The sequence below is a fragment of the Novosphingobium aerophilum genome (assembly GCF_014230305.1).
Classification (GTDB): Bacteria; Pseudomonadota; Alphaproteobacteria; order Sphingomonadales; family Sphingomonadaceae; genus Novosphingobium; species Novosphingobium aerophilum.
Map to the genome: position 1 here is coordinate 15,667 of NZ_JACLAU010000025.1, position 21,733 is coordinate 37,399.

General features: G+C 68.5%; 19 protein-coding genes. 10 read left to right on the top strand and 9 right to left on the bottom strand.

The features are described 5' to 3' along the window. Positions 1-4 precede the first annotated feature (4 nt). Positions 5-1,237, bottom strand: a complete 1,233-nt coding sequence (locus H7F49_RS13600) for a polyhydroxyalkanoate depolymerase (RefSeq protein ID WP_185684125.1) — start codon at positions 1,235-1,237, stop codon at positions 5-7. A 167-nt stretch (positions 1,238-1,404) separates the two neighbouring features. On the opposite strand from H7F49_RS13600, the gene H7F49_RS13605 reads away from it, so the two are divergent. The 9 genes from H7F49_RS13605 to ribA all read left to right on the top strand — a co-directional run bounded on the left by H7F49_RS13605 (position 1,405) and on the right by ribA (position 10,574). After that, positions 1,405-3,222, top strand: a complete 1,818-nt coding sequence (locus H7F49_RS13605) for an ABC transporter transmembrane domain-containing protein (RefSeq protein WP_185684126.1) — start codon at positions 1,405-1,407, stop codon at positions 3,220-3,222. Between the two features lie 128 nt (positions 3,223-3,350). Next, positions 3,351-5,513 carry a M13 family metallopeptidase gene (locus H7F49_RS13610; RefSeq protein WP_185684127.1) on the top strand — a complete coding sequence of 721 codons (2,163 nt, stop codon included), beginning with the start codon at positions 3,351-3,353 and terminating at the stop codon, positions 5,511-5,513. A 116-nt stretch (positions 5,514-5,629) separates the two neighbouring features. Next, complete coding sequence (locus H7F49_RS13615) at positions 5,630-6,442, top strand: undecaprenyl-diphosphate phosphatase (protein WP_185684128.1); 813 nt, start codon at positions 5,630-5,632, stop codon at positions 6,440-6,442. A 140-nt stretch (positions 6,443-6,582) separates the two neighbouring features. Then, positions 6,583-6,852 (top strand): GlsB/YeaQ/YmgE family stress response membrane protein, encoded by a 270-nt coding sequence (locus H7F49_RS13620; RefSeq protein WP_185684129.1) that lies wholly within the window; start codon positions 6,583-6,585, stop codon positions 6,850-6,852. A gap of 76 nt (positions 6,853-6,928) precedes the next feature. Beyond that, positions 6,929-7,240, top strand: coding sequence for a hypothetical protein (locus tag H7F49_RS13625; protein WP_185684130.1), 312 nt, complete (start codon positions 6,929-6,931; stop codon positions 7,238-7,240). 190 nt (positions 7,241-7,430) lie between these two features. Then, complete coding sequence (gene rpmG / locus H7F49_RS13630) at positions 7,431-7,598, top strand: 50S ribosomal protein L33 (protein ID WP_068089980.1); 168 nt, start codon at positions 7,431-7,433, stop codon at positions 7,596-7,598. A 72-nt stretch (positions 7,599-7,670) separates the two neighbouring features. Beyond that, complete coding sequence (locus tag H7F49_RS13635; protein WP_235982160.1) at positions 7,671-8,363, top strand: LolA family protein; 693 nt, start codon at positions 7,671-7,673, stop codon at positions 8,361-8,363. A 352-nt stretch (positions 8,364-8,715) separates the two neighbouring features. Next, positions 8,716-9,507 carry an exodeoxyribonuclease III gene (locus tag H7F49_RS13640; RefSeq protein WP_185684131.1) on the top strand — a complete coding sequence of 264 codons (792 nt, stop codon included), beginning with the start codon at positions 8,716-8,718 and terminating at the stop codon, positions 9,505-9,507. Continuing rightward, positions 9,504-10,574: a GTP cyclohydrolase II gene (gene ribA, locus H7F49_RS13645; protein ID WP_214647823.1), complete on the top strand. Its 1,071-nt coding sequence runs from the start codon at positions 9,504-9,506 to the stop codon at positions 10,572-10,574. Before H7F49_RS13640 ends, ribA begins: the two co-directional genes overlap by 4 nt. Positions 10,575-10,783: 209 nt before the next feature. Here ribA and H7F49_RS13650 read toward each other — a convergent pair whose 3' ends face one another. After that, a complete protein-coding gene (locus tag H7F49_RS13650; protein WP_185684133.1) occupies positions 10,784-11,008 on the bottom strand; it encodes a toxin-antitoxin system HicB family antitoxin in 225 nt (74 codons plus the stop codon). 19 nt (positions 11,009-11,027) lie between these two features. After that, positions 11,028-11,951: an SPFH domain-containing protein gene (locus H7F49_RS13655; RefSeq protein WP_235982161.1), complete on the bottom strand. Its 924-nt coding sequence runs from the start codon at positions 11,949-11,951 to the stop codon at positions 11,028-11,030. 335 nt (positions 11,952-12,286) lie between these two features. Here H7F49_RS13655 and H7F49_RS13660 point away from each other — a divergent pair, with 335 nt between their 5' ends. Then, the gene (locus tag H7F49_RS13660; RefSeq protein ID WP_185684134.1) at positions 12,287-12,454 is read left to right on the top strand and encodes a YdcH family protein; all 168 of its coding nucleotides are present in this window, start codon (positions 12,287-12,289) and stop codon (positions 12,452-12,454) included. A gap of 43 nt (positions 12,455-12,497) precedes the next feature. Here the strand turns inward: H7F49_RS13660 and recQ are convergent, their stop codons facing one another. From recQ to H7F49_RS13690, 6 genes are all read right to left on the bottom strand, one after another. After that, positions 12,498-14,297, bottom strand: coding sequence for a DNA helicase RecQ (recQ, locus tag H7F49_RS13665; RefSeq protein WP_407940312.1), 1,800 nt, complete (start codon positions 14,295-14,297; stop codon positions 12,498-12,500). A gap of 126 nt (positions 14,298-14,423) precedes the next feature. Next, on the bottom strand, positions 14,424-14,678 hold the full coding sequence (locus tag H7F49_RS13670; RefSeq protein WP_185684135.1) for a hypothetical protein: 255 nt from the start codon (positions 14,676-14,678) through the stop codon (positions 14,424-14,426). Positions 14,679-14,809: 131 nt separating this feature from the next. Further along, positions 14,810-16,024 (bottom strand): serine hydrolase domain-containing protein, encoded by a 1,215-nt coding sequence (locus tag H7F49_RS13675; protein WP_235982162.1) that lies wholly within the window; start codon positions 16,022-16,024, stop codon positions 14,810-14,812. Positions 16,025-16,092: 68 nt separating this feature from the next. Continuing rightward, entirely contained in the window at positions 16,093-17,475 is a 1,383-nt protein-coding gene (locus H7F49_RS13680; protein WP_185684136.1) for a putative 2OG-Fe(II) oxygenase, read from the bottom strand. Between the two features lie 10 nt (positions 17,476-17,485). After that, positions 17,486-18,994: a tryptophan halogenase family protein gene (locus tag H7F49_RS13685; protein ID WP_185684150.1), complete on the bottom strand. Its 1,509-nt coding sequence runs from the start codon at positions 18,992-18,994 to the stop codon at positions 17,486-17,488. 113 nt (positions 18,995-19,107) lie between these two features. Next, positions 19,108-21,618: a TonB-dependent receptor domain-containing protein gene (locus H7F49_RS13690; protein WP_185684137.1), complete on the bottom strand. Its 2,511-nt coding sequence runs from the start codon at positions 21,616-21,618 to the stop codon at positions 19,108-19,110. Positions 21,619-21,733 lie beyond the last annotated feature (115 nt).

The following is a 21,733-nucleotide window of genomic DNA, read 5'->3' on the forward strand; positions in this document are numbered from 1 at the left end:
CGGCTCAGCCCTTGCGGCGGCCGTGGCGGGCGATGAAGCCCTCCACCTCGGGCGCGATCCGCGTGCGCCAGCGGCTGCCGTTGAAGATCCCGTAATGCCCGACTTCGGGCGCGAGCAGATACTGCTTGCGCGATTCCTTGAGCCCGGTCGTCAGCTTCAGCGCGGCCTTGGTCTGGCCGATCCCCGAGATATCGTCGTTCTCGCCCTCGATCGCCAGGATCGCGGTGTCGGTGATGGCCCCCAAATCGATTCGCTTCCCGCGATGCTCCAGCTCGCCCTTCGGCAGCGAGTGGCGCTGGAACACGTGCTCGATGGTCTGGAGGTAGAATTCGGCGGTCATGTCGCAGACCGACCGGTACTCGTCATAGAACGCCTTCTTCGCGTCGGCGCTCTCGCCATCGCCCTCCACAAGGTGCTGGAACATCTGCCAGTGGCTCATCAGGTGGGTCTGGAGGTTCATCGACAGGAACCCGGCGAGCTGCAGGAAGCCCGGATAGACCCGCCGCCCGGCACCCGGATAGCCCAGCGGCACGGTGGCGATGACATTGTGCTTGAACCACGACAGCGGGCGATTGACCGCGACGTCGTTGACGCTGGTCGGCGCCTCGCGGGTGTCGACCGGGCCGCCCATCATGGTCAGTGTCGCCGGCCGGCAGGGGTGCCGGTTGGCGCCCATCACCGCCGTGGCGGCCAGCGCCGGGACCGAAGGCTGGCACACCGCCAGCATATGCGTGCCGGGACCGATGTATTCCAGGAACCCGACGATGTAGTCGATGTAGTCGTCCAGATCGAACGGGCCTTCCTCGGTCGCGACGAACTTGGCATCGGCCCAGTCGGTGATGAAGACCTCGGCGCTCTCCAGCATTCGCGCCACAGTGCCGCGCAGCAGGGTGGCGAAGTGGCCACTCATCGGGGCGACGATCAGCAGTTTCGGCGCTCCGGCGGGCAGCCCGGGATGGCTGAAGCGCAGCAGGTTGCCGAAAGGCCGGCGCATCACGATCGCTTCGGTCACGGGGTGGGCAACGCCCTGCACCGTCACGGTGGCGATGCCGAAGTCGGGCTTGCCGCGCGGCGCGGCGGCATGGGCGAAGACGTCGAGCGCCGAGGCCATGACCGGGCCCAGCCCCATGTAGCCCATGGGCAGGGCCGGGTTGTTGAGCAGCTCCGCGGTGACCGATGCCCAGGCGCTGGCACTGGTCAGCAGCGCACGGTTCAGTTCATAGGCGTTGTACAGCACTTCGGTCTTCCTGTCCTGCGGCGCCGGGCGCGCATCTCCCGAGGGGGCAGAGATGCGCCCGGGCCGCCCGTTTTGCAATGCAACAAAGGTTGCATGGCCGGGTTAAATTTCGTCAAGCCCGCGTGTGCATCTTTTTCCGGAGCCCGCGCTGCGCTAGGGGCCGGACCATGGCTCGAAGACCTTCTGCCCGTGTTGCCACGTCCGACGTGCCGGAAGGCAAGCCTGCCCGCGATCTCGGTCCGCTGCGGATGGTCTGGGCCATGGCCGGCCGCTATCCGCGCCAGATCCTGTTTGCGGTCACGGCGCTGCTGACCTCGTCGCTGGCGACGATGGCCATCCCGATGCGGGCCCGTATGATCGTCGATCATGGCTTCGGGGCCGGCGCCAGCACGGACGAGATCAACCACGCCTTCGAAGGCCTGCTGGTGATCATCCTGGTGCTGGGCCTGGCGACGGCGGTCCGTTTCTACTGGGTATCTTGGCTGGGCGAACGGGTCGTGGCCGACCTGCGCGAGGCCGTGCAGCGCAACCTGCTGCGGCTCCCCCCCAGCTTCTTCGAAGCCAACAGCCCCAAGGAAATCTCTTCACGGATGACCTCGGACACCTCGCAGATCGAGGTGGTGGTGGGGACAACGGTCTCCATCGCGCTGCGCAACCTGATCACCGGGATCATCGGCACGGGCTATCTGTTCTACCTGTCGCCCAGCCTCACGCTGCAGCTGGTAATCGCCATTCCGCTGATCATCGCGCCCATCGTCTGGTTCGGACGCCGCCTGTCCAAGGCCTCCCGCCTCAGCCAGGACCGGGTTGCCGATGTTGGCGCGCTGGTGACCGAGGTGCTCGGCGCGATGCGCGTGGTCCAGTCCTTCAACCAGGAAGACCGCGAGGCGGATCGGTTCGCCACTTCGGCGGAGGCGATTTTCGCGGCGGCGCGGCGCCGGATCAAGATTCGCGCGGTCATGACCGCCATGGTCATGGTCCTGGTGTTCGGATCGATCGCCGTGATCATGTGGCAGGGGTCGATCAGCGTGGCCACCGGGGCCCTCAGCAGCGGCACGATCACCGCGTTCGTGCTGACCGGGCTGCTGGTTGCCGGGGCCTTCGGCGCCCTGACCGAGGTCTATGGCGACCTGCTGCGTGGTGCCGGGGCGGCGAGCCGGCTGAACGAGTTGCTCAACGAAAAGCCCCTGATCGCGGCGCCCGAGCGGCCGATCGCCCTGCCGGCGCCCCCGCGCGGCCAGTTGAGCTTCGAGCGGGTCTCGTTCCGCTATCCCGCACGCCCGGACATGGCCGCCATCAGCGAGTTCAGCCTGACCATCGAGCCGGGCGAGACCGTCGCCCTGGTCGGGCCTTCGGGCGCGGGCAAGTCCACCGTGTTCCAGCTCGCCCAGCGGTTCTACGATCCGCAGGCGGGCACGATCAAGCTCGACGGGGTGCCGCTCGCCTCGGCCGATCCCGCCGAAGTGCGCCGGCGCATGGCGATCGTGCCGCAGGAGGGCATCCTGTTCGCCGCCAGCGCGCGTGACAACCTGCGCTATGGCAACTGGGACGCCTCGGACGAGGCGATCTGGGAAGCCGCCCGCGCCGCCAATGCCGAATCCTTCCTCCGCGAGCTGCCCGAAGGGCTCGACAGCTTCCTCGGCGAGAACGGCGCGCGCCTCTCCGGCGGGCAGCGCCAGCGGATCGCCATCGCCCGCGCGCTGCTGCGCCAGGCTCCGATCCTGCTGCTCGACGAGGCGACCAGCGCGCTCGACGCCGAGAGCGAGCGACTGGTCCAGGACGCGCTCGACCGGCTGATGGCCAGCCGCACCACCCTGGTGATCGCGCACCGGCTCGCCACAGTGCGCCAGGCGGACCGCATCGTGGTGATGGACGGCGGGCGAATCGTCGAGCAGGGAACCCACCAGCGGCTGATCGCCGAAGGCGGGCTCTATGCGCGCCTGGCCTCGCTGCAGTTCGACGACCAGACCGTTCCCGCGACCTGAAGCGGCGCACATCGGCCCAAAAACCGCCCCATAACAGGACGGTTGCGCCAAACGCACGAGGCGATATGGTGCCCGCATGGTTGCATCCGTAACCGCATCCCCTGCCAACTGACCGGACCAAGTTCCTCATGACCAAGGCTTTCCTGCTCGCCGCCAGCGGAGCTGCGCTGGCGCTCACCCTGATCGCCCCCGCGACCGCCCAGACCGCCGCCCCGACCCCGTCCGCACCGGCCGCCGCCGCCGCTGCCGCCAGCGACGAGGTGGGTGACTGGGGCAAGGCCGGGCTCCAGACCCAGTGGATCGACCGCGCGGTGAAACCGGGCGACGATTTCTTCCGGTACGTGAACGGCAAGTGGGTCGACCAGTTCGAGATCCCCTCCGATCGCACCGCATGGGGCTCGTTCCACCAGCTTCGCGCCCTGTCGGAATCCCGCGTCCGCGCGATCCTCGACGATCTGGCGGCGAAGAAGCCCGCGCCGGGCAGCGACGAAGGACGCATCCTGGCGGTCTACACCGCCTTCATGGACCAGGACGCGATCGAGGCGGCCGGGCTCACCCCGGCGCGGCCCCTGCTGGACAAGATCGCCGCGGTGCGCAGCGCCGACGATCTCCTGCCGCTGTTCGCCGCGCCCGGGCTGCCCAGCCCGTTCGACGCCGGGGTCGACGCCGACCCGAAGCAGAGCGACCGCTATGCCCTGCAGCTCTCGCTGGGCGGCCTCGGCCTGCCGGACCGTGACTACTACCTGTCGGACAACCCCCGCTTCCCGCCGATCCGCGCGCAGTACAAGGCCTATACCGCCATGCTGCTGGGCGAGGCCGGGATCGCCGATCCGCAGGGCATGGCCGAGAAGGTCTATGCGCTGGAGACCGAACTGGCCCGCGCCTCGTGGGACCGCGCGGTCAGCCGCGACAGCGATCTGACCTATCACAAGCTGACCGTGGCCGAGATTGCCGCCCTGCCAGGCGGGGCTGACCTGCTGGCCTTCATCCGCGCCAACGGGCCCACTGCGGCGGCCGCGCCGGCGGTGATCATGGCCGAGCTGCCGCTGACCCCCGAGCAGATCGAGAAGGCGCGGCTGACCCCGGATGATCTGAAGGCCAAGGTCGGCGGCGGCATCCCCGCCGCCCTGGGGCTGATCCGTAGCCAGCCGCTCGACGTGTGGAAGGCCTGGCTCGCGGCCCGGTTCCTGTCCGGTCACGCCGCGTACCTGCCCAAGCGCATCGATGACGCGAACTTCGCGTTCTATGGCAAGCTGCTGTCGGGCCAGCCCGAACAGCGCGCGCGGTGGAAGCGGGCCGTCGACGTGGTCGAGCGCCAACTGGGCGACCTGCTCGGCCAGATCTACGCGGCCCGCTACTTCCCCGCCGCCAACCGCGCGGCAATGACCGAACTGGTCGGCAACCTGCGCAAGGCGATGGCCGCCAACCTGGCCGAGCTGTCGTGGATGGGCCCGGCCACTCGCGCCCAGGCCGAAGCCAAGCTGGCCGCCTTCACCCCGAAGATCGGCAGCACCGACAAGTGGAAGGACTATGCCGGGCTGACCGTGGCCCCCAACACCGCCTTCGCCAACGCGCTGGCGGCGAGCACCTGGCAGTCGGCATTCTATGACAAGCGGATCGGCCAGCCGATCGACCGCAGCGAATGGTACATGCAGCCGCAGACGGTCAACGCCTACTACAGCCCGCAGCGCAACGAGATCGTCTTCCCGGCCGCCATCCTGCAGCCGCCGTTCTTCAACCTGTCGGCCGATCCGGCGGTGAACTATGGCGCGATCGGCGCGGTGATCGGCCACGAGATGGGCCATGGCTTCGACGACCAGGGCGCCAAGTTCGACGGCACCGGCAATCTGCGCGACTGGTGGACCGATGCGGACAAGAAGAACTTCGTCGCCCTGACCGACCGTCTGGTCGATCAGTACAACAAGCTCTGTCCGTTCGATGGCGGCAAGACCTGCGTCAACGGCCGGCTCACCCTGGGCGAGAACATCGGCGATATCGGCGGGGTCAGCCTGGCCTATCGCGCCTACAAGCTGTCGCTGGGGGGCAAGCCGGCACCGGTGATCGACGGCCTGACCGGCGATCAGCGCTTCTTCATGGGCTATGCCCAGGTCTGGCGCTCGAAGTACCGCGAGGAAACCGCCCGGCAGTTGCTGCTGATCGATCCGCACTCGCCGGCCAAGTACCGGGTCAACGGCATCGTCCGCAACTTCCCCGAATGGTACCAGGCCTTCGGGGTCAAGCCCGGCGACGCGCTGTACCTGCCTCCGGAGCAGCGCATCCGCATCTGGTGAGGAACCAGTCCTTCCCGCTGCCGGCGGGGAGGCCTGCACCGGACCTTGATGACAAATCCGCCATGACGGGCGCGACGGCTTGCCAGTGTCGCTGCCGCCCGGCATGACGCGCGGCCATGACGCTGACCATCACCGCCATCCTGCTCGGCATCGTCGAGGGCCTGACCGAGTTCCTGCCCGTCTCCTCGACCGGGCACCTGATCCTGGCCACCGAGCTGTTCGGGTTCGATGCCGACACCTGGAAGGTGTTCAACGTGGTGATCCAGCTGGGCGCCATCCTGGCCGTGGTGGTGCAGTACTGGCGCACCTTCTGGGCGGTGGGCCTGGGGCTGCTCAAGCTTGAGCCGCTGAGCCTGGCGTTCCTGCGCAACCTGCTCCTGGCCTTCCTGCCCTCGGTGGTGATCGGGCTGGCCGCCAAGCGATACATCGACGTCATGCTGGGCAGTCCCCTGGTGGTCTGCGTCGCGCTGGTGCTGGGCGGCTTCGCCATCCTGGCGATCGAACGCACGGCCAAGCCCGGTCCGGCCACCGGGATCGGCCAGTTGCCCGCGCGCCAGGCGATCGGGGTGGGCCTGGTCCAGTGCATCGCCATGATCCCGGGGGTCAGCCGGTCGGGGGCGACGATCATGGGCGCGCTGGCGATGGGGATCGAGCGGCGCACCGCCGCCGAATTCAGCTTCTTCCTGGCGATCCCGACCATGCTGGGCGCGACCGTGCTGGAACTGCACGACAACCGGGCCGCGCTGATGAGCGGCGCCGGGCCGGTCGGCTGGAGCGAGATCGCGATCGGCTTCGCCGTGTCGTTCGTGGTCGCGCTGGCGGTCATCAAGGGCTTCGTCGCCTTTGTCAGCCGCCGCGGCTTCGCCCCGTTCGCCTGGTACCGGATCGTGGCCGGCCTTGCCGCGGGCGCCTTCCTGCTCCTGCGCTGACCCTGCCCGGATCCTGAGCATAGCCCCTGCGCGGCCGTGGTCGCGACCGGCTCTTTGCGCCCGGCGGGGAACCGGGGCGTCTCCCCATGCTTTTCCTGTGCAGACAGCGACATGCGGTCAGCAGCACAAGGATAACGGTTATGGGCCTCATCATTCTGATCATCGTGGGAGGCATCCTCGGCTGGCTTGCCAGCATCGTGATGCGCACCGACGGACAGCAGGGCATCTTTCTGAACATCATCGTCGGCATTGTCGGCGCCCTTCTGGCCGGTTTCATCCTCAATCCGCTGATCGGCGGCAGCAACATCATGTCGGGCGATTTCTCGGCCAGCGCGCTGCTGGTCTCGTTCATCGGCGCGGTCGTGCTGCTGGCGATCGTCAATCTGGTTCGCCGGGGTTCGGTCCGCTGAGGCGGCCCGGCCCGGCAACGTCGGGGACGGCAGCGCGGCTGCCGTCCCTTTTTCATGCAAGGCGAAGGGCAAGACCATGAAGGCACTGACGAAGGGAGTGATGCTCGCCACCGCCGCCACATTGGCGCTGGGGCTGGCGGCCTGCGACAGCAAGCGCGAGAACGCCGCCGAGGACCGGGCCGATGCGGTCCGCGACGCGGCCGACGCGACCGCGGACGCGATCGACCAGAGCGCCGCACGGATGGGCGGGGCCGCCGAGGATCGGATGAACAACACCGCCGACGCCATTCGCGAATCGGGCGAGGCCAAGGCCGATGCGATGGAGGACGCGGCCGACCGGACCGCAGCGCGCGCGGCCCCCTCCACCGCACCCCGCCAGAACCGGTAGGGCGATTCTCGCCGGCTCAGCGGGAGCAGGGGCCAGAGATCAGGGCCGGAGATCAGGGCCGACGGGATGCGCATGTCCCGTCGGCCTTGACTTTCCGGTGATTCCCCCGCAGAGGCCGCAACCTTGCCGGGCGGCGCATCCCTTGCGCCGCTCGATTCCGTTTACACTGCTTGCTTAGGAAAGCGTCGCCATGGCGAAGCCCGCAACCGTCAAGATCCGGCTGGTCTCCACCGCCGACACCGGCTTCTTCTACGTCACCAAGAAGAACCCGCGCAACACGACCGAGAAGTTCGTGTTCAAGAAGTACGATCCGGTCGTGCGCAAGCATGTCGAATTCAAGGAAGCCAAGATCAAGTAAGCCGTGCCGTCCGGTTCCCCGGAACCGGGCAGGTTCACGCCAAGTTCAAGGCCCGTCCGCAAGGAAAGCGGCATGAACAGCTTGATCCCTCCCTTTCGTCCGGCTCTGAGCCGTTTCCTGCAGGGCGCCGCGGTCTCCGCGGCGCTTTGTGTGTCCGCCGTCGTGCCCATGCCGGCCCTGGCGCCCCTGGCGGCGGCCCCTCCGGCCGCCGAAGGGCCGGTCACCAACGACCTGGACCTGGCGGTTGGCGCGTTGCGCGCCGTCACCACCATGCAGGCCGATTTCCAGCAGACCGACCGCAACGGCCAGCGCGTGGCGGGCAAGCTGACGATCAAGCGGCCCGGCAAGATCCGCTTCCAGTACCAGCCGGGCGTGCCACTGCTGATCGTGGGCGACGGCAAGGCGCTGACCCTGGTCGATTACGAGGTCAAGCAGGTCCAGCGCTGGCCCATCCGCAACAGTCCGCTTGGCGCGTTGCTCGACCCCACCCGGGACGTGAAGCGCTACGGCACCTTGCAGCCAACCTCGGATCCGTCGGTCGTCTCGCTCGAGGTGCGAGATCGCGGCCACCCCGAATACGGGGTGATCACACTGATCTTCCAGCGCAGGGCCAGCGCACCCGGCGGGCTTGAGCTGGTCGGCTGGGTCTCGCTCGATTCGCAGAACCGCCGCACCACGATCCGTCTGGCCAACCAGCGCTATGGCATGGACATCGCCGACGACGCGTTCCGCTACACCGATCCGCGCCCGGCCAACCGCCGGTAAGCCTGCACGAACGGCAAGCAGACCGTCGACGGCCCGGGGCGCTTCACCCCTGCACTGCCCCAAGTCCGCGACAAACCGCGACAAAACAGGCCAGTCCGTTCACCGGGGAGCAAGCGAGGGGGCTCTATACCGGTTCTCGACAAGGCAGTCGGAAGCGGGTTTCCCCCTGTTGCCCATGCTTCCCTGGAGGCTGCCCTGTCACAGCGTGACGAACGCGACAAGGAACCCTCGTGCCCCTGCCCCCGGCACGAGGGTTTTCTTGTTCATGAACCCGTGCCCATGAACCTGCGGACGAACCCCTGGCCCCGATCCGCACTGGAAAACCGCGGCGGCGCTCCCTAAAGCCGCTGGCATGGTTTCGATCGCCACCTGGAACATCAACTCCGTCCGCCTCCGCGCCGATCAGGTCGTGCGCTTCCTCGCGCAGGAATCGCCCGATGTGCTGTGCCTGCAGGAGATCAAGTGCGCCGAGCACCTGTTCCCGCACGACGTGTTCGAGGCGGCGGGCTACACGCACCGCGTGGTGCATGGGCAGAAGGGCTACCACGGCGTCGCCACGGTCAGCCGCCTGCCGCTGCGCGAGGTCTCCCGCCGTGACTGGCAGGACAACGGCGAGGCGCGTCATGTCGGGGTGGAGCTGCTCGGGCCGGGCCAGGGGCTGATCCTGGAAAACGTCTACATCCCGGCGGGCGGCGACATCCCCGACCGCGAGGCCAACCCCAAGTTCGGCCAGAAGCTGGATTTCCTCGGCCGGATGACCCGTTGGGCCGAGACGATCGACCGACCCACCCTGATCGTCGGGGATTTCAACATCGCCCCGCTCGATTGCGACGTCTACGATCACAAGGCGCTGCTCAAGGTGGTCAGCCACACCCCGCTCGAGGTCGAGACCCTGCAGCGCTTCGCCGATGCGCACGGCTGGGTCGATCTGGGGCGCAAGCACATCCCCGCGCCCGAGCGGAACTGGACCTGGTGGTCCTATCGCACCTACTGGCAGGAGAAGGACCGCGGCCGCCGGCTGGACCACATGTGGGCCTCGCCCGAGCTGGCTCCGCAATCGCGCGCGCACCGCTTTGTCGAGGAAACCCGCCGGTGGGATCAGCCGTCCGACCACGTCCCGCTGGTGACGGAGTTGGATCTTTGAGCCTTGCCGCGACCGGCGCGAGCCGCCGCGTCGCGCTGGCGCTCGATGCGCTGCGTCACGGCTGGGCCGTCGCGGTTGACCAGACGCTCGCACTGCTGCCGGCCGAGACCGGCTTCGCCCCGGGGCTGTCCGCCCGGCGCATGCTCATCTCGGCGGCCCGGGCGACCACGCTCAAGCTGGCCAACCAGCGTGATGCGGCCGTGCCCGAAGCCCCGGTGCTGATCCATGGCGCCGACCCGTTCGACCTGGCCCAGGCCCGCGTCCTCGCTGATCCGGCGCTGGATCTGGCCTATCCGCTGAAGGGGCCGTTCCGGGCCGAGCCGCTGGGCAGTCCCGCCGCGACCGCGACCGCGATGGAGCTGGCGCGGCTGGCGGGCATCCTGCCGGCCTTCCTGGTGCTCGACACCATGCCGGACGAGGCCCAGGCGGTCAGCACGGCCGATCTTGCCGTCTGGAAGGACCCCGCTCACCTCGCCATTGCCAGCCGCGCCCGGCTCCCGGTGGCCGCTTGCGAAACGGCGGAGATCGTTGCCTTCCGCGCACGGGACGACCTGCGCGAACATGTCGCGCTGGTGATCGGCGATCAGCGCGGCGATCGTCCGCCGCTGGTCCGGCTGCACTCGGAATGCCTGACCGGCGACATCCTGGGCAGCCTCAAATGCGATTGCGGGCCGCAGTTGCACGCCGCGCTCGGCGCCATGGCGGCCGAAGCCGACACGGGCGGCTGGGGCGTGCTGCTCTACCTGCGCCAGGAAGGGCGCGGCATCGGCCTCATCAACAAGCTGCGGGCCTACCGCCTACAGGACCAGGGCTTCGACACGGTCGATGCCAACAACCGGCTGGGCCTGCCGACCGAAGCGCGCGACTTTCCGGTGGCGGCGCGGATGCTCGATCTGCTCGGTGTCGGGGCGATCAGGCTGATGACCAACAACCCGGCCAAGGTCGCCGCGCTGGAGGCGGTGGGGGTCCGCGTCGCCGAGCGGGTGCCGCACCAGCTTCCGGCCAATCCGCACAACGAACGCTACCTCGCGACCAAGCGCGACCGCACCGGCCACTTGCTGGGCTAGGCGGGCTGGGCACAGTCCGACCGCCCGCTTTCGCCCGAAGTCGGCCTCTTGCCCTCGCGTCGGTAAGGGGAGCGGGCCAGAGCCGCTTCCCAGCACGAAACTGGCCGCGGCCCATGCCTGCCCTGTCGTCTCCCCGGGCTTGACCCGGGGCAGGGCTCCCTTGACGGGCCCGGCACGAAGCTGCTCATGGGCCGGCGCAAGCGGAGCCGTCAGGTCCCCTCTGTCTCGCGTGGAGGGCGGCCGCGACGGACCGGCTCGCTGGAGCCGGGATGGATCCCCCGCCGGGCCAGCGCCTCGCGCAGGAGCACCTCGATTTCGGCATTCACCGAGCGGAAGTCGGCCGCTGCGACCCGTTCCAGCGCCCCGTAGAGCGCGGGATCGAGCCGCAGCGGAAAGGACTTGCGCGGCGGAGCAGGGGTATTCGGGCCGCTCATGGTCGCACCGGCCTGGCCCCTACTGGTAAAGCGTGCCGGTGTTGAGCACGGGCTGGGCCTCGCGCTCGCCGCAAAGCACGACCATCAGGTTCGACACCATGGTCGCCCGCCGCTCGTCATCCAGCTCGACCACGTTCTTCTCGGACAACTGGGTCAGCGCCATCTCGACCATGGTCACGGCGCCTTCGACCAGCTTCTTGCGCGCGCTGATCACCGCTTCGGCCTGCTGGCGACGCAGCATGGCTCCGGCGATCTCGGGCGCATAGGCCAGGTGGGTCAGGCCGCAGTCGTCGACCGTGATTCCGGCCACGGCAAGACGGCTGTTGAGCTCCTCGCGCAGCTCGGCGTTGACCTGGTCATGGCTGCCGCGCAGCGTCACCTCCTGATGCTCGATGTCATCATAGGGATAGCGCGACCCGATCGAGCGGACCGCCGATTCGATCTGCACCACGACGAAGGCCTTGTAATCGTCGACATCGAACAGGGCCTGGGCCGTGTCCGAGACGCGCCACACGACATTGCTGGCGATCTCGATCGGATTGCCGCGCAGGTCGTTCACCTTCAGCTTTTCGGACACGATGTTGTTCGCCCGCACCGAGATCCTGATCTTGCCCATCCACGGCCAGACCCAGCGCAGGCCGGGTTGGCGATCGGTGCCGCGGTAGGCGCCAAACAGGGTGATCGCGGCAGCCTGGTTGGGCTGGATCATGTAGAAGCCCTTGGCGATCAGGACCAGGGCCAGTGGCAGGAGCACGATCGAGCCGAGGAAGCCAGCCACCTGGCTGTCACTGGGCTCGGTCCCGGCGAACGTCACGACGCGCAGGATCAGCAGGAAGGCGAGCGCGAGGAAGACCAGCAGCATCAGGTAGCCGCTGGTGCTCCAGGCGGTCCGTTCGCGGGTGGAGGCCATGGGGTCACTGGGCAGGGCAGGATCGGCAGACATGGGATGCGCCTCTTAATTGTGATATCATATAAATATCAAAATCCACATTGTGGTCAAGCGCAACAAAACATTACAGTCCAGTCGTTTAATATCGGACCGATCTGCTCTATTTCCAATCGTACGGACCGGGCCCCTCTGGCGCGGCATCGCAAGCGGATCGGTCACCACCCCCCCTCGGGACCCTCTGCTAATGACCCTCGGGTCGTGCCGCGTGATGTCGGACCGTATCGGATGACGTCGATGCCGGGCCCGGGGAATGTGCCACCTCCCCTCCCCCCCTCCCCCGGCATCGGCGCATCCGATCGCAGCACTCGCTTGTGAAGAGGAGCGGACGGATGTCCAACTATGCCTATCGCCTGATGGAACGCCACCAGCAGCTCGACGCCGAGCTGCGCGAGGTGCTGACGCACCCCGCGGTCGACACGCGCCGGGTCGCGCGGCTCAAGAAGCTCAAGCTGGCGATCAAGGACCGGTTGACCGGGATGATGCAGGGCCGGCGCTGAGCCGACCGCAGGGCCGATCCGGCAGCCCGGCCGTGGACCAGGCTCAGTGCTGCCGGATCACCTGCAGAAAGGCCTCGCCATAGGCGGCCAGCTTGCGGTCGCCCACGCCGCCGATCCGCCCCAGGTCGTCCAGGCTCTGCGGGCGGGTGGCGGCCATGTCGCGCAGCACCGAATCGTGGAACACCACATAGGGCGGCAGGCCCGCCTGCTGCGCCAGTTCGCGGCGCAGCGCGCGCAGCGCGTCGAACAGCGGATCGCCCACCGGATTGGCCGCCGCGCCGGGACCGCCGCGCTTGCCCCGCACCTTCTCGCGGCGGGGCGGGACCACCACCAGCACGGCATCGTCGCCACGCAGGATGGCCCGCGCATCCCCGCCCAGCATCAGCCCGCCATGCTCGGTGGACAGCAGCGCTCCACGCGCCTGCAAGGCACGGGCGAGCGGACGGATCAGATGGGCCTCCTCTGCGCCGACGATCCCGAACACCGACAACTGGTCATGGCCCCGTTCGATCACGCGCGGATCGCTGGCCCCGGTCAGGACCTTTTCGAGATGCCCCAGGCCATAGGACTGCCCGGTGCGGTAGACCGCCGAGAGCAGCTTGCGGGCGGTGTCGGTCGCATCGACCACGCCGGGGGCTTCCAGGCAGTTGTCGCAATTGCCGCAGCGTTCCGGCGGCGTTTCGCCGAAGTGGCGCAACAGGATCGCGCGGCGGCAGCCTGCGGTCTCGACCAGGCTGGCCAAGGCATCCAGCCGTTGCCGCTCGCCGGGCTGGCGGTCCGGCTCGAGCTCGCCCAGGCGCTGGCGCGCCCGCGCGAAATCGTCGGCGCCCCAGAGCATCACCGCGATCGCGGGATCGCCATCGCGCCCGGCGCGGCCGGTCTCCTGGTAATAGGCCTCGATCGACTTGGGCAGCCCGGCATGGGCGACGAAGCGCACGTCCGGCTTGTCGATCCCCATGCCGAAGGCGATTGTCGCCACCATCACCATGTCCTCGCTGGCGACAAAGGCGGCCTGGTTGGCGGCCCGCACTTCGGGCGCCAGCCCGGCGTGATAGGGCAGGACGGTCCGGCCGCCGCCGCTCAGGGTTTCGGCCAGACGCTCCACCTGGGCCCGGGTCTGGGCATAGACGATGCCCGGGCCGGGATGGTCCGCCATGAGCCGCGACAACTGCCGCACCGGCTGGTCGCGCGGCTGGATCACGTAGCGGATATTGGGACGGTCGAACCCCGCGACGATCAGGCCCTCGCCCGGGATGCCCAACTGGGTGAGAATATCGGCGCGGGTATGGGCATCGGCCGTGGCGGTCAGTGCCAGCCGCGGCACCTCGGGGAACTCATCGAACAGCGGCCGCAGCAGTCGGTAGTCCGGGCGGAAATCATGCCCCCACTCGGACACGCAATGCGCTTCATCGATCGCGAACAGCGATAGCGGCGCCCGACCGAGCAGGTCACGGAAGTGCGGCTGGCTGGCCCGCTCCGGCGCGACATAGAGCAGGTCGAGCTCGCCAGCGCGGAACCGGTCGATCGTCTGTTCGCGATCGAGATCGGCGCTGGTCAGCGCCGCGGCGCGGATGCCGTTGGCCTCGGCCGAGCGGAGCTGGTCGTGCATCAGCGCGATCAGGGGCGAAATCACCACGCAGGTCCCCGGCAACAGGACTGCGGGCAACTGATAGGTCAGCGACTTGCCGGCACCGGTCGGCATCACCGCCAGGGTCGAAGCGCCGCCCAGCACGCGGCGCACCACCTGTTCCTGCACGCCCCGGAACGCATTGAACCCGAAGGTGGCATGCAGCGCCTCGGGCAGGCGATCGACGGCAGCGGATTGCGGGATCAGACGGGACACGCCCCGCCTATGGCAGAAGCCCCGCGGATAAGGAATGCCCGGCGCGGAAAGTGGGGGGTAAGGCTCCGCGCCGGGCAGGACGCCACCCCCGCGCGGGGGCGGCGGAAGGAAACGGGGTCGGGGCGATCAGCGCAGCCGGTCGCGTGCCCGGAACTGGTGGAACTCGGCCTCGGCCGCCGCACCGGTGGTGGCCGCGATCACGCCCAGCGCTGCATCGAGCCCCTTGTGGGCCAGGGCATCGATCGCCGGTTCGGCCGATGCGCCGTGCTCGCTCGCCAGGGCCTTCAGCGCGCGGGCGATTTCCTGGTACTCCACCTCCGACAGTCGTGCCGCTTTCCATTCCTCGCGCCGTTCGAAGGCGCTGTTCAGCTCGAAACTCATGCCACTCTCCACCCAGCAAGACCTGCTGGACGGCAAGCTTATGCCGGGTTGGTCGCGACGGGATTAACCGGAAAACCTGCAGTTATCCGGAGGAGGCGGCAAGACTTTGCCGCCCATCGGCCCGCCTTGGTTCAGCGTCCGGCCCGATCGGTAACGCGCTCTTCCGCGGCGCTGAAGGCGCTGCGCGTCCCCCGGTCGGCCGGATCGACCGCCGTGGTGAAGAAGGCCAGCCCCCGCCCGGTGGCCGGATCGAACCACAGTCCCGAGCGCAGCCCATAGGCATCCCCCGCATGGCCCCAGCGGACCCGGCCATCGGCGAACACGCCATCGCGGCATACCCCCTTGCCCTTACCCTCGCCCTCCCCAAGCCGCTGCAGGGCCAGCCCATAGGCACAGAAGAAGCCCGATGGGGTGCCGTCCTCGTCCAGTCCGTTGGTGCCGTCGAACCGCCATTGCGCTGCGGTCAGGGCGGCGAAGCTGCGCGCGGAGAGGAATCCGCGCCCGCCGCGCGCCAGCATCCGGCCGATCCGCGCCAGATCGACCATGGCGATCCGCAGCCCGCCCTGGGGCGAAAACAACGCGCCGTTGTCCCCCGGGCGATAGGTCGACAGGTCGCAGGCGGCCCCGTCTGCCAGGGTAACCGGGCAGGGCATGACGCCGTGCAGGTCGTCGCGGGCCACCTCGCCGGTCGAACGGTAGAGCACCACCGCCCGCTTCAGCGCCGCCGGGCTGCAGCCCGACCAGTTGAAACAGGCATCGATGCGCAGCGGGGCCAGCACAAGCCGGGCCATCAGCCGGTCGAAGCGCTCGCCGGTGACGCGCTCCATCACCGAGGCAACCACCGGGAAGTTGAGGTTGGTGTACCGGAACCACCCGCTGCCCGGGGCATGGCTGCGGTCCCACGCCCGCGGATCGCCCAGCCGCGAGCGCAGGGTCTCACCCAGCGGAATCAGGTAGTCGGCGTCGTCGGTCAGGCTGGACTGGTGCGACAGCAGCAGCCGCAGGGTGATCGGTCGGTCCGGAAAGGCCGGATTGCGTATTGGCCAGCCCAGGTAGTCGGACACGTCGCGATCCAGCTCGAGCCGGCCCTGGTCGACCAGCCGCATCACGCCCAGCGTGGTCACCAGCTTGGACACCGAGGCGATCCGCACCGGGTCCTGCGCGGTCACGGGCCGTCCCTGCGCCCGATCGGCCAGACCTTCGGCGAACAGCGGGCGGATGCGGTCGCGGTCGAACGCCACCGCCACGGTCGCGGGACCGACCCGTGCCTCCTGGGCATGGCCAGCCGGTGGCGCCAGGGCCGGGCCGGCCAGACACAGCAGGGCGAAGAGCATGGAGCGAAGCATGGTCCCCACCATAGCCCGCGCGGCAGGAAGGTCGAGGCCCCGCAACAGCGCGGGATTGCTCCGCCGGATCAGCCCGGCACCACGTCGAAGGCCAGGTTGAGCCGCTCCCCGGCGGCAAAGGGCACGGTCCCGTGCCACAGGGTCGAGGGAAACAGCACCACATGGCCGACCTGCGGCGCGATCGTCGCATAGGGCGCAAGCTCCACGCCCAGCTCGACCGGCGGGGCGCCGCACTGGAAGTGACCGGCCGGGGCGGCGCCCATCGCCGCAGGATCGGGCAGGCTGACGTAGAACGCGCTGCTGATCCAGCCGCGCGGGTGCGAATGGGCCACGTTGAACCCGCCCGCGGCGAGCCGCACCGACCAGCTTCCGCCAATCAGGAGACTGTCGCGCGGACGGGCGAGCAGAGGGTGGGTCGGGTCGAGCGGCGGCAGGCTCGCGACATAATCGCGCACCGCCGCCAGCAAAGCCTCGCGGGCGCGCTGGAGCAGGGGCTCGTGGCGGAGCAGCACCGAACGATCGGTCTGCGTCCCGCCGCGGACCGACTGTTCGGCATAAGGCAGTTGGAAGGCGTGCAGGCCGCGCAACAGGTCTGCCAGCCCGGCCAGCTCGACTGCTGTCAGTCCCACCTCCGCATCCCGCACGAAGGGCGGCGCCCCGTCGAGCCAGCCGGCCCGTTCGTCGCCGAGCAGGCGCCAGCAGGTCGACACATAGGGCCAGGCCTGTCCCGCCAGGGGCGAACACGGATCGGCCTGGGCCAGCGGCAGCGCGATCGCCAGTGCGCGCTCGGGCTGGCCGCGGCGCAAGGCATGGCGGATCGCCGCGATCCGCACGAACGGCTGCGGCCAGTCGGCGGTGAGCGACAACAGCCGTTCGGCTTCGGCCTCATCGCCGCGTTCGGTGGCGAGGAACAGGCGCGCCTCGACCAGCGGGCGGCTCGGACCCAGCGCCGCCTCCGCCCGGTCGAGCACCGCCTCGGCCCGGGGCCAGTCGCGCAACTGGGCAACCGCGGCGAACCAGCCGAGCCACAGCGCCGGATGGCCCGGCTCGGCGGTGATCGCCCGGGCATAGGACGCATCGAACCCCGCGGTGTTGCCCGCCACCCATTCGAGCGCGGCGAGAACGCGGTGCCCCTCGGCCCAGCCCGGCTTCTCGGCCAGGGCCGCAGCCAGGAGATCGCGCGCGCGCTCGGGCCGGCCTTCGCTCGCCTCGGCCAGGGCGCGGTTGCGCAGCGCGTCGAGGTTGTCCGGCCACAAGCGGCAGACCTCGGCGAACAGGGCCGCCGCCGGGTGGCCCAGCTCATAGCGCGACTGGGCGTGGAGAAAGGCGATCAGCGGGTCGGCCGGGGCCAGCGTCCGGGCCCGAGCGATCGCCTGGTCGGCCTCGACCATGCGCTGGGCGCCGCGCAGCACGCGCGCCTGATCGCGCCAGCGAAGCGCCTCGGCGCTCATCCCCGCCGGATCATGCCGCGGCGGCGCAATGCCGGGCCAGCACGTCGGCGTGGCGCGGCAGCCGGCTGGCCTCGCCCGCCATGGCCTGGCGCAGCTTGGCCAGCCAGTCGCGCGCGTCCACCCCGCGGTAATCGAGCAGCGGATCGTGCCCGTCCGGAATGTTGTTCTGGCCGATATGCACCGCCAGCCACGAGGGCGGCGCGAACAGGTCAAGCTCGCGCGCGGTCAGCCGGCCATAGCGGCGGAAGTGATCGATCTTGAGCTGCAGCGTATCGGGCACGGCCATCGCACTGACATGGCGCCACAGCTCGGAGTCCTGCCGCTGGGTCAGCTTGTAATGCAGGATGATGAAATCGCGGATCCGCTCCATCTCGCCATGGGCCACGCGGTTGAACTCGTCACGGGTGGCGGGATCGAAATCCTTGTCCGGGAACAGCGCGAGGATCTTCGAGATATTGGCCTGGATCAGGTGGATCGAGGTCGACTCCAGCGGCTCGAGGAAGCCCGAGGCCAGGCCGACCGCAATGACGTTGCGGTTCCAGTGCAGCTTGCGCCGCCCAGCGGTGAAGCGCAGCGCGCGCGGATCGGCCAGGGCCTTGCCGTCGAGCCGGCTCGCCAGAAGTTCGCCGGCGCGGGTCTCGTCGAGGAAGCTGCTGCAGAACACATAGCCATTGCCGACCCGGTGCTGCAGCGGGATGCGCCATTGCCAGCCCGCCTCGCGCGCGGTCGAGCGGGTGTAGGGGGTGGGGTTGCGATCGCCCTCCGGGTGATCACAGGGCATGGCCACGGCCCGGTCGCAGGGCAGCCAGTGCGACCAGTCGTCATAGCCGGTCTGCAGCGCCTGCTCGATCAGCAGGCCGCGAAAGCCCGAGCAATCGATGAACAGTTCGGCCCCGAGCACCCGCCCGTCCTGCAGGGTGACGCTCTCGACGAAGCCGGTCTCGCCATTCAGCGCGACATCGCCGATCTTGCCTTCGATCCGGGTCACCCCGCGGGTCTCGGCATAGCTGCGCAGGAACTGCGCATAGAGCCCGGCATCGAAATGGTAGGCATAGTCAAAGGTGGACATCACGCTGCGCGGATCGCCCGACGGATGCGCGAACTTGCCCGCCTTGGCGATGTGCCAGGCCATGGCATAGTCATCGAGCGGGGTGGCATCCCCTTCGCTGCGCGCCTTCAGCCAGTACTGGTGCAGCGGCACCAGATCGAAATCACGGCCGAACGGGCCGAAGGGATGGAAGTAGCGGCTGTCCTCACGGCCCCAGCCGACAAATTCGATCCCCAGCTTGAAGCTGCCCTTGGTGCGGGCCATGAACTCGCGTTCGTCGATCCCGAGCGTCTGGTTGAACAGGCGGATCGGCGGGATCGTCGCCTCGCCCACCCCGACCGTGCCGATCTCCTCGCTTTCGACCAGAGTGATCCGGCAATCCTGCTTCAGCGCGTGCGCCAGCATGGCCGCGGTCATCCACCCGGCCGAGCCACCGCCGACGATCAGCACTTCGCGAATCCTGCGATCCATTCCGCTCACGGTGCGCTCCTCTCCTCTCCCGTCCCACAAACAGGAAAGGCGGGCCGGACGCAATGTCCTGACCCGCCTCCCCTTGGTTCACGTGCCCCGCAGGGGGCGCTCGATCAGAACTTGTAGCGGATCGAGGCGGTCATCGTGCGACCCAGCATGGCCGAGTTGTCGAAGATCGCCTGGTTGGCGGTCAGGCCACCCCGTCCACGGGCCTGGATGCTGCCGTTGTTGGCGCGATAGCCCAGCTTGTTGAACAGGTTGTTGACGTTGAAGCCGACTTCCAGGTTCTCGGCCGGGCGGACCTTGACGTAGCCGTTGGCGAAGATCGCGCTCGGTGCGGTCAGGTCGCCGATCGAGAAGCGCGACTGGCCCGAGGCGCTGATGCCGATCTCGGCGATCCCGGCGTCGTAGGACGGCGAGACCAGGAAGGTCCACTTCGGCATGGCCACCGGGACCTTGCCGGTCTTGGTGTCCTTGCTGTCGGTGTAGACCACGTAGCCGTTCATCGCGAAACCGCCCGCGGCGACGTTGCCCGACAGTTCGACGCCGCTCGAGTGGTAGACCGTGTCGGTGAAGGGGTTCTGGTTACGGCTCACCGCGGTGAAGTCGTAGTTCGATTCCTTGACCTGGGCGCGGTAGAACGTCGCTTCCACGCGGTAACGGGCCCCGCCGGCATTGCCCTGGTGCTTCACGCCCACTTCCTGCTGGGTCACGGTGTTGACCGAGAGATGATCGCCACCCGCGGTCAACTGGCCGGCCGCGGTGAAGCTGTTGCCGCCGTAAAGCATGCGGTCCGCGGCGAAGCGGCCGCCGCGCGAGGCGCGGACGAACACGTTGGTGGTGTCGGTCAACTTGTACAGCGCACCGAGCGACCAGGACGAGTAGCTCTTGGTGTAGTCGAGCCGATCGGCCACGACCGACGAGGTGTTGAAGGTCGGCACCGAGGCGCTGCCCAGACCATCGGTGATGGTCATGTTGGCACCCTGGACCACGCCGTAGGACACGCCCTCGGCCTTGAGCATGTCGCGCCGGAACGACGCCGACAGGTTCAGGCGATCGAGATCGGCTTCGCCTTCGAGGTAGAGCGCGTTGTTGGTGTAGGCCAGGTCATACGATCGCCCACCGCAGCAGCCGCCCCACTGGTTGTTGTAACCGGTCACGCCGTTGGCGGTGAGCTGCGCACCCGCCGCGGTGTAGAGGTTGAGCGGCACCGGGTTGCCGTTGCTGTTCAGCGTCTGGGTGACGTTGTTGATCCGCCAGTCCATCACGATGTTCTGGCGCATGTGGAACCAGCCGCCGCGGACATTGAGCGTGCCGCCACCGAGGTCGAACTTGCCCTTCAGGGTCAGGTCGTTGGCCAGGCTGCCGACGTCCTTCATCGTGGTGTAGGCTTGGGCGCTGTTCGACAGGAAAGCCCCGGTGTAGTTCTGCCCGGCGAGCGGACCCGCGGCATAGCGCACCGCGCCGATCACCCGCGTGTCGTTCGAGCCGTTCACGCTGCCGATCGTCTGGCCGATCAGGCCTCCCGGGCCTGACGTCGCCACTTCGCCGGTCCACTGGTTGGCGAAAACGCCGCTCATGTCGGTCCAGCGCACCTTCTCGTCGAGCGTGAAGGTGGGCGAGAATTCATAGTGGAACTCACCACCGATCGAGGTTGCGACCGGGTGGATGCCCTCCATCCGCACGTTCTGGACAGTGCCGTTGGCGTTCAGGATGTTGAAGGTCTGGTTGTAGATGCCGGTCGACGCATAGCGGCGGGCATCGACCCCCGGGAGCGGCGAGAAGCCGGTGATCTCGTTACCCGAGATCGTCGCCAGAGCCGGCATCGAGGTGAAGGTCGGCTGGCGATCGTCCAGGCGCTTGAAGTTCAGCCGGATGTAGCCCTTGCCGTCGGGCAGGTCCTTGGTGATGTTGCCCTTGATCTGGTAGCCCTGCGAAGCGGTGTAGGGCAGACGCGTGGGGCCATTGCCGTTCACCACATAGCCGCCGAAGTGGTAGCGGACGGTGTCCGAGGCGCGGCCGCCATAATCGAAATCGAGCCGGAACTCGCGGTAGTTCAGCGCGGTCGACAGCGCCACGGCGCCGCCTTCCTCGGTGCCGGTCTTCGACACGTAGTTGATGACCGCGCCCGGCGCCTGGCTGGCGAAGGTCGAGGCGCTGCCGCCACGGACGGCCTCGACGCGATCGACGTTGTTGTCGAAGCGGACCCAGTAGTCGTTGTTGCCGAACTGCATGTCACCGAACAGTACGACGGGCAGGCCGTCTTCCTGCAGCGCAACGTACTGCGAACCGCCGGTGCTCACCGGAATACCGCGGACGCCGATGTTGGCGTTACCGCCCGGACCGGCCGTGTCCTGGACGTTGAGGCCGGGGATCGAGCGCAGCACTTCGGCCTGCGAACGCGGCGTGAAGTTGGCGATGGCATCCTGGCTGATCTGCGAAACCGAGATCGAGCTGTTCTGCGCGGTCCGGCCCGAGCTGGACGCGGTCACGACAATGGCTTCGGTCTCCGGGGCCTCGTTGTCGGCCGGCTTGTCCTGAGCCATGGCCGGCACGGCCAGCGACATGGCGACCACCGCCAGTGCTCCCGCCGAGACACAGTTCATCAGATTGCGCTTGGTCATACCCTCTCCCTAGCAAATCGAGTCGCTTGCGCTTGCAAGTCTCAGCCTTGCATTTGCACGTTGCGATTCGTCGTTGCAATCGATTTTATGCAAACGATTGTCGTTTCGTCGTGTT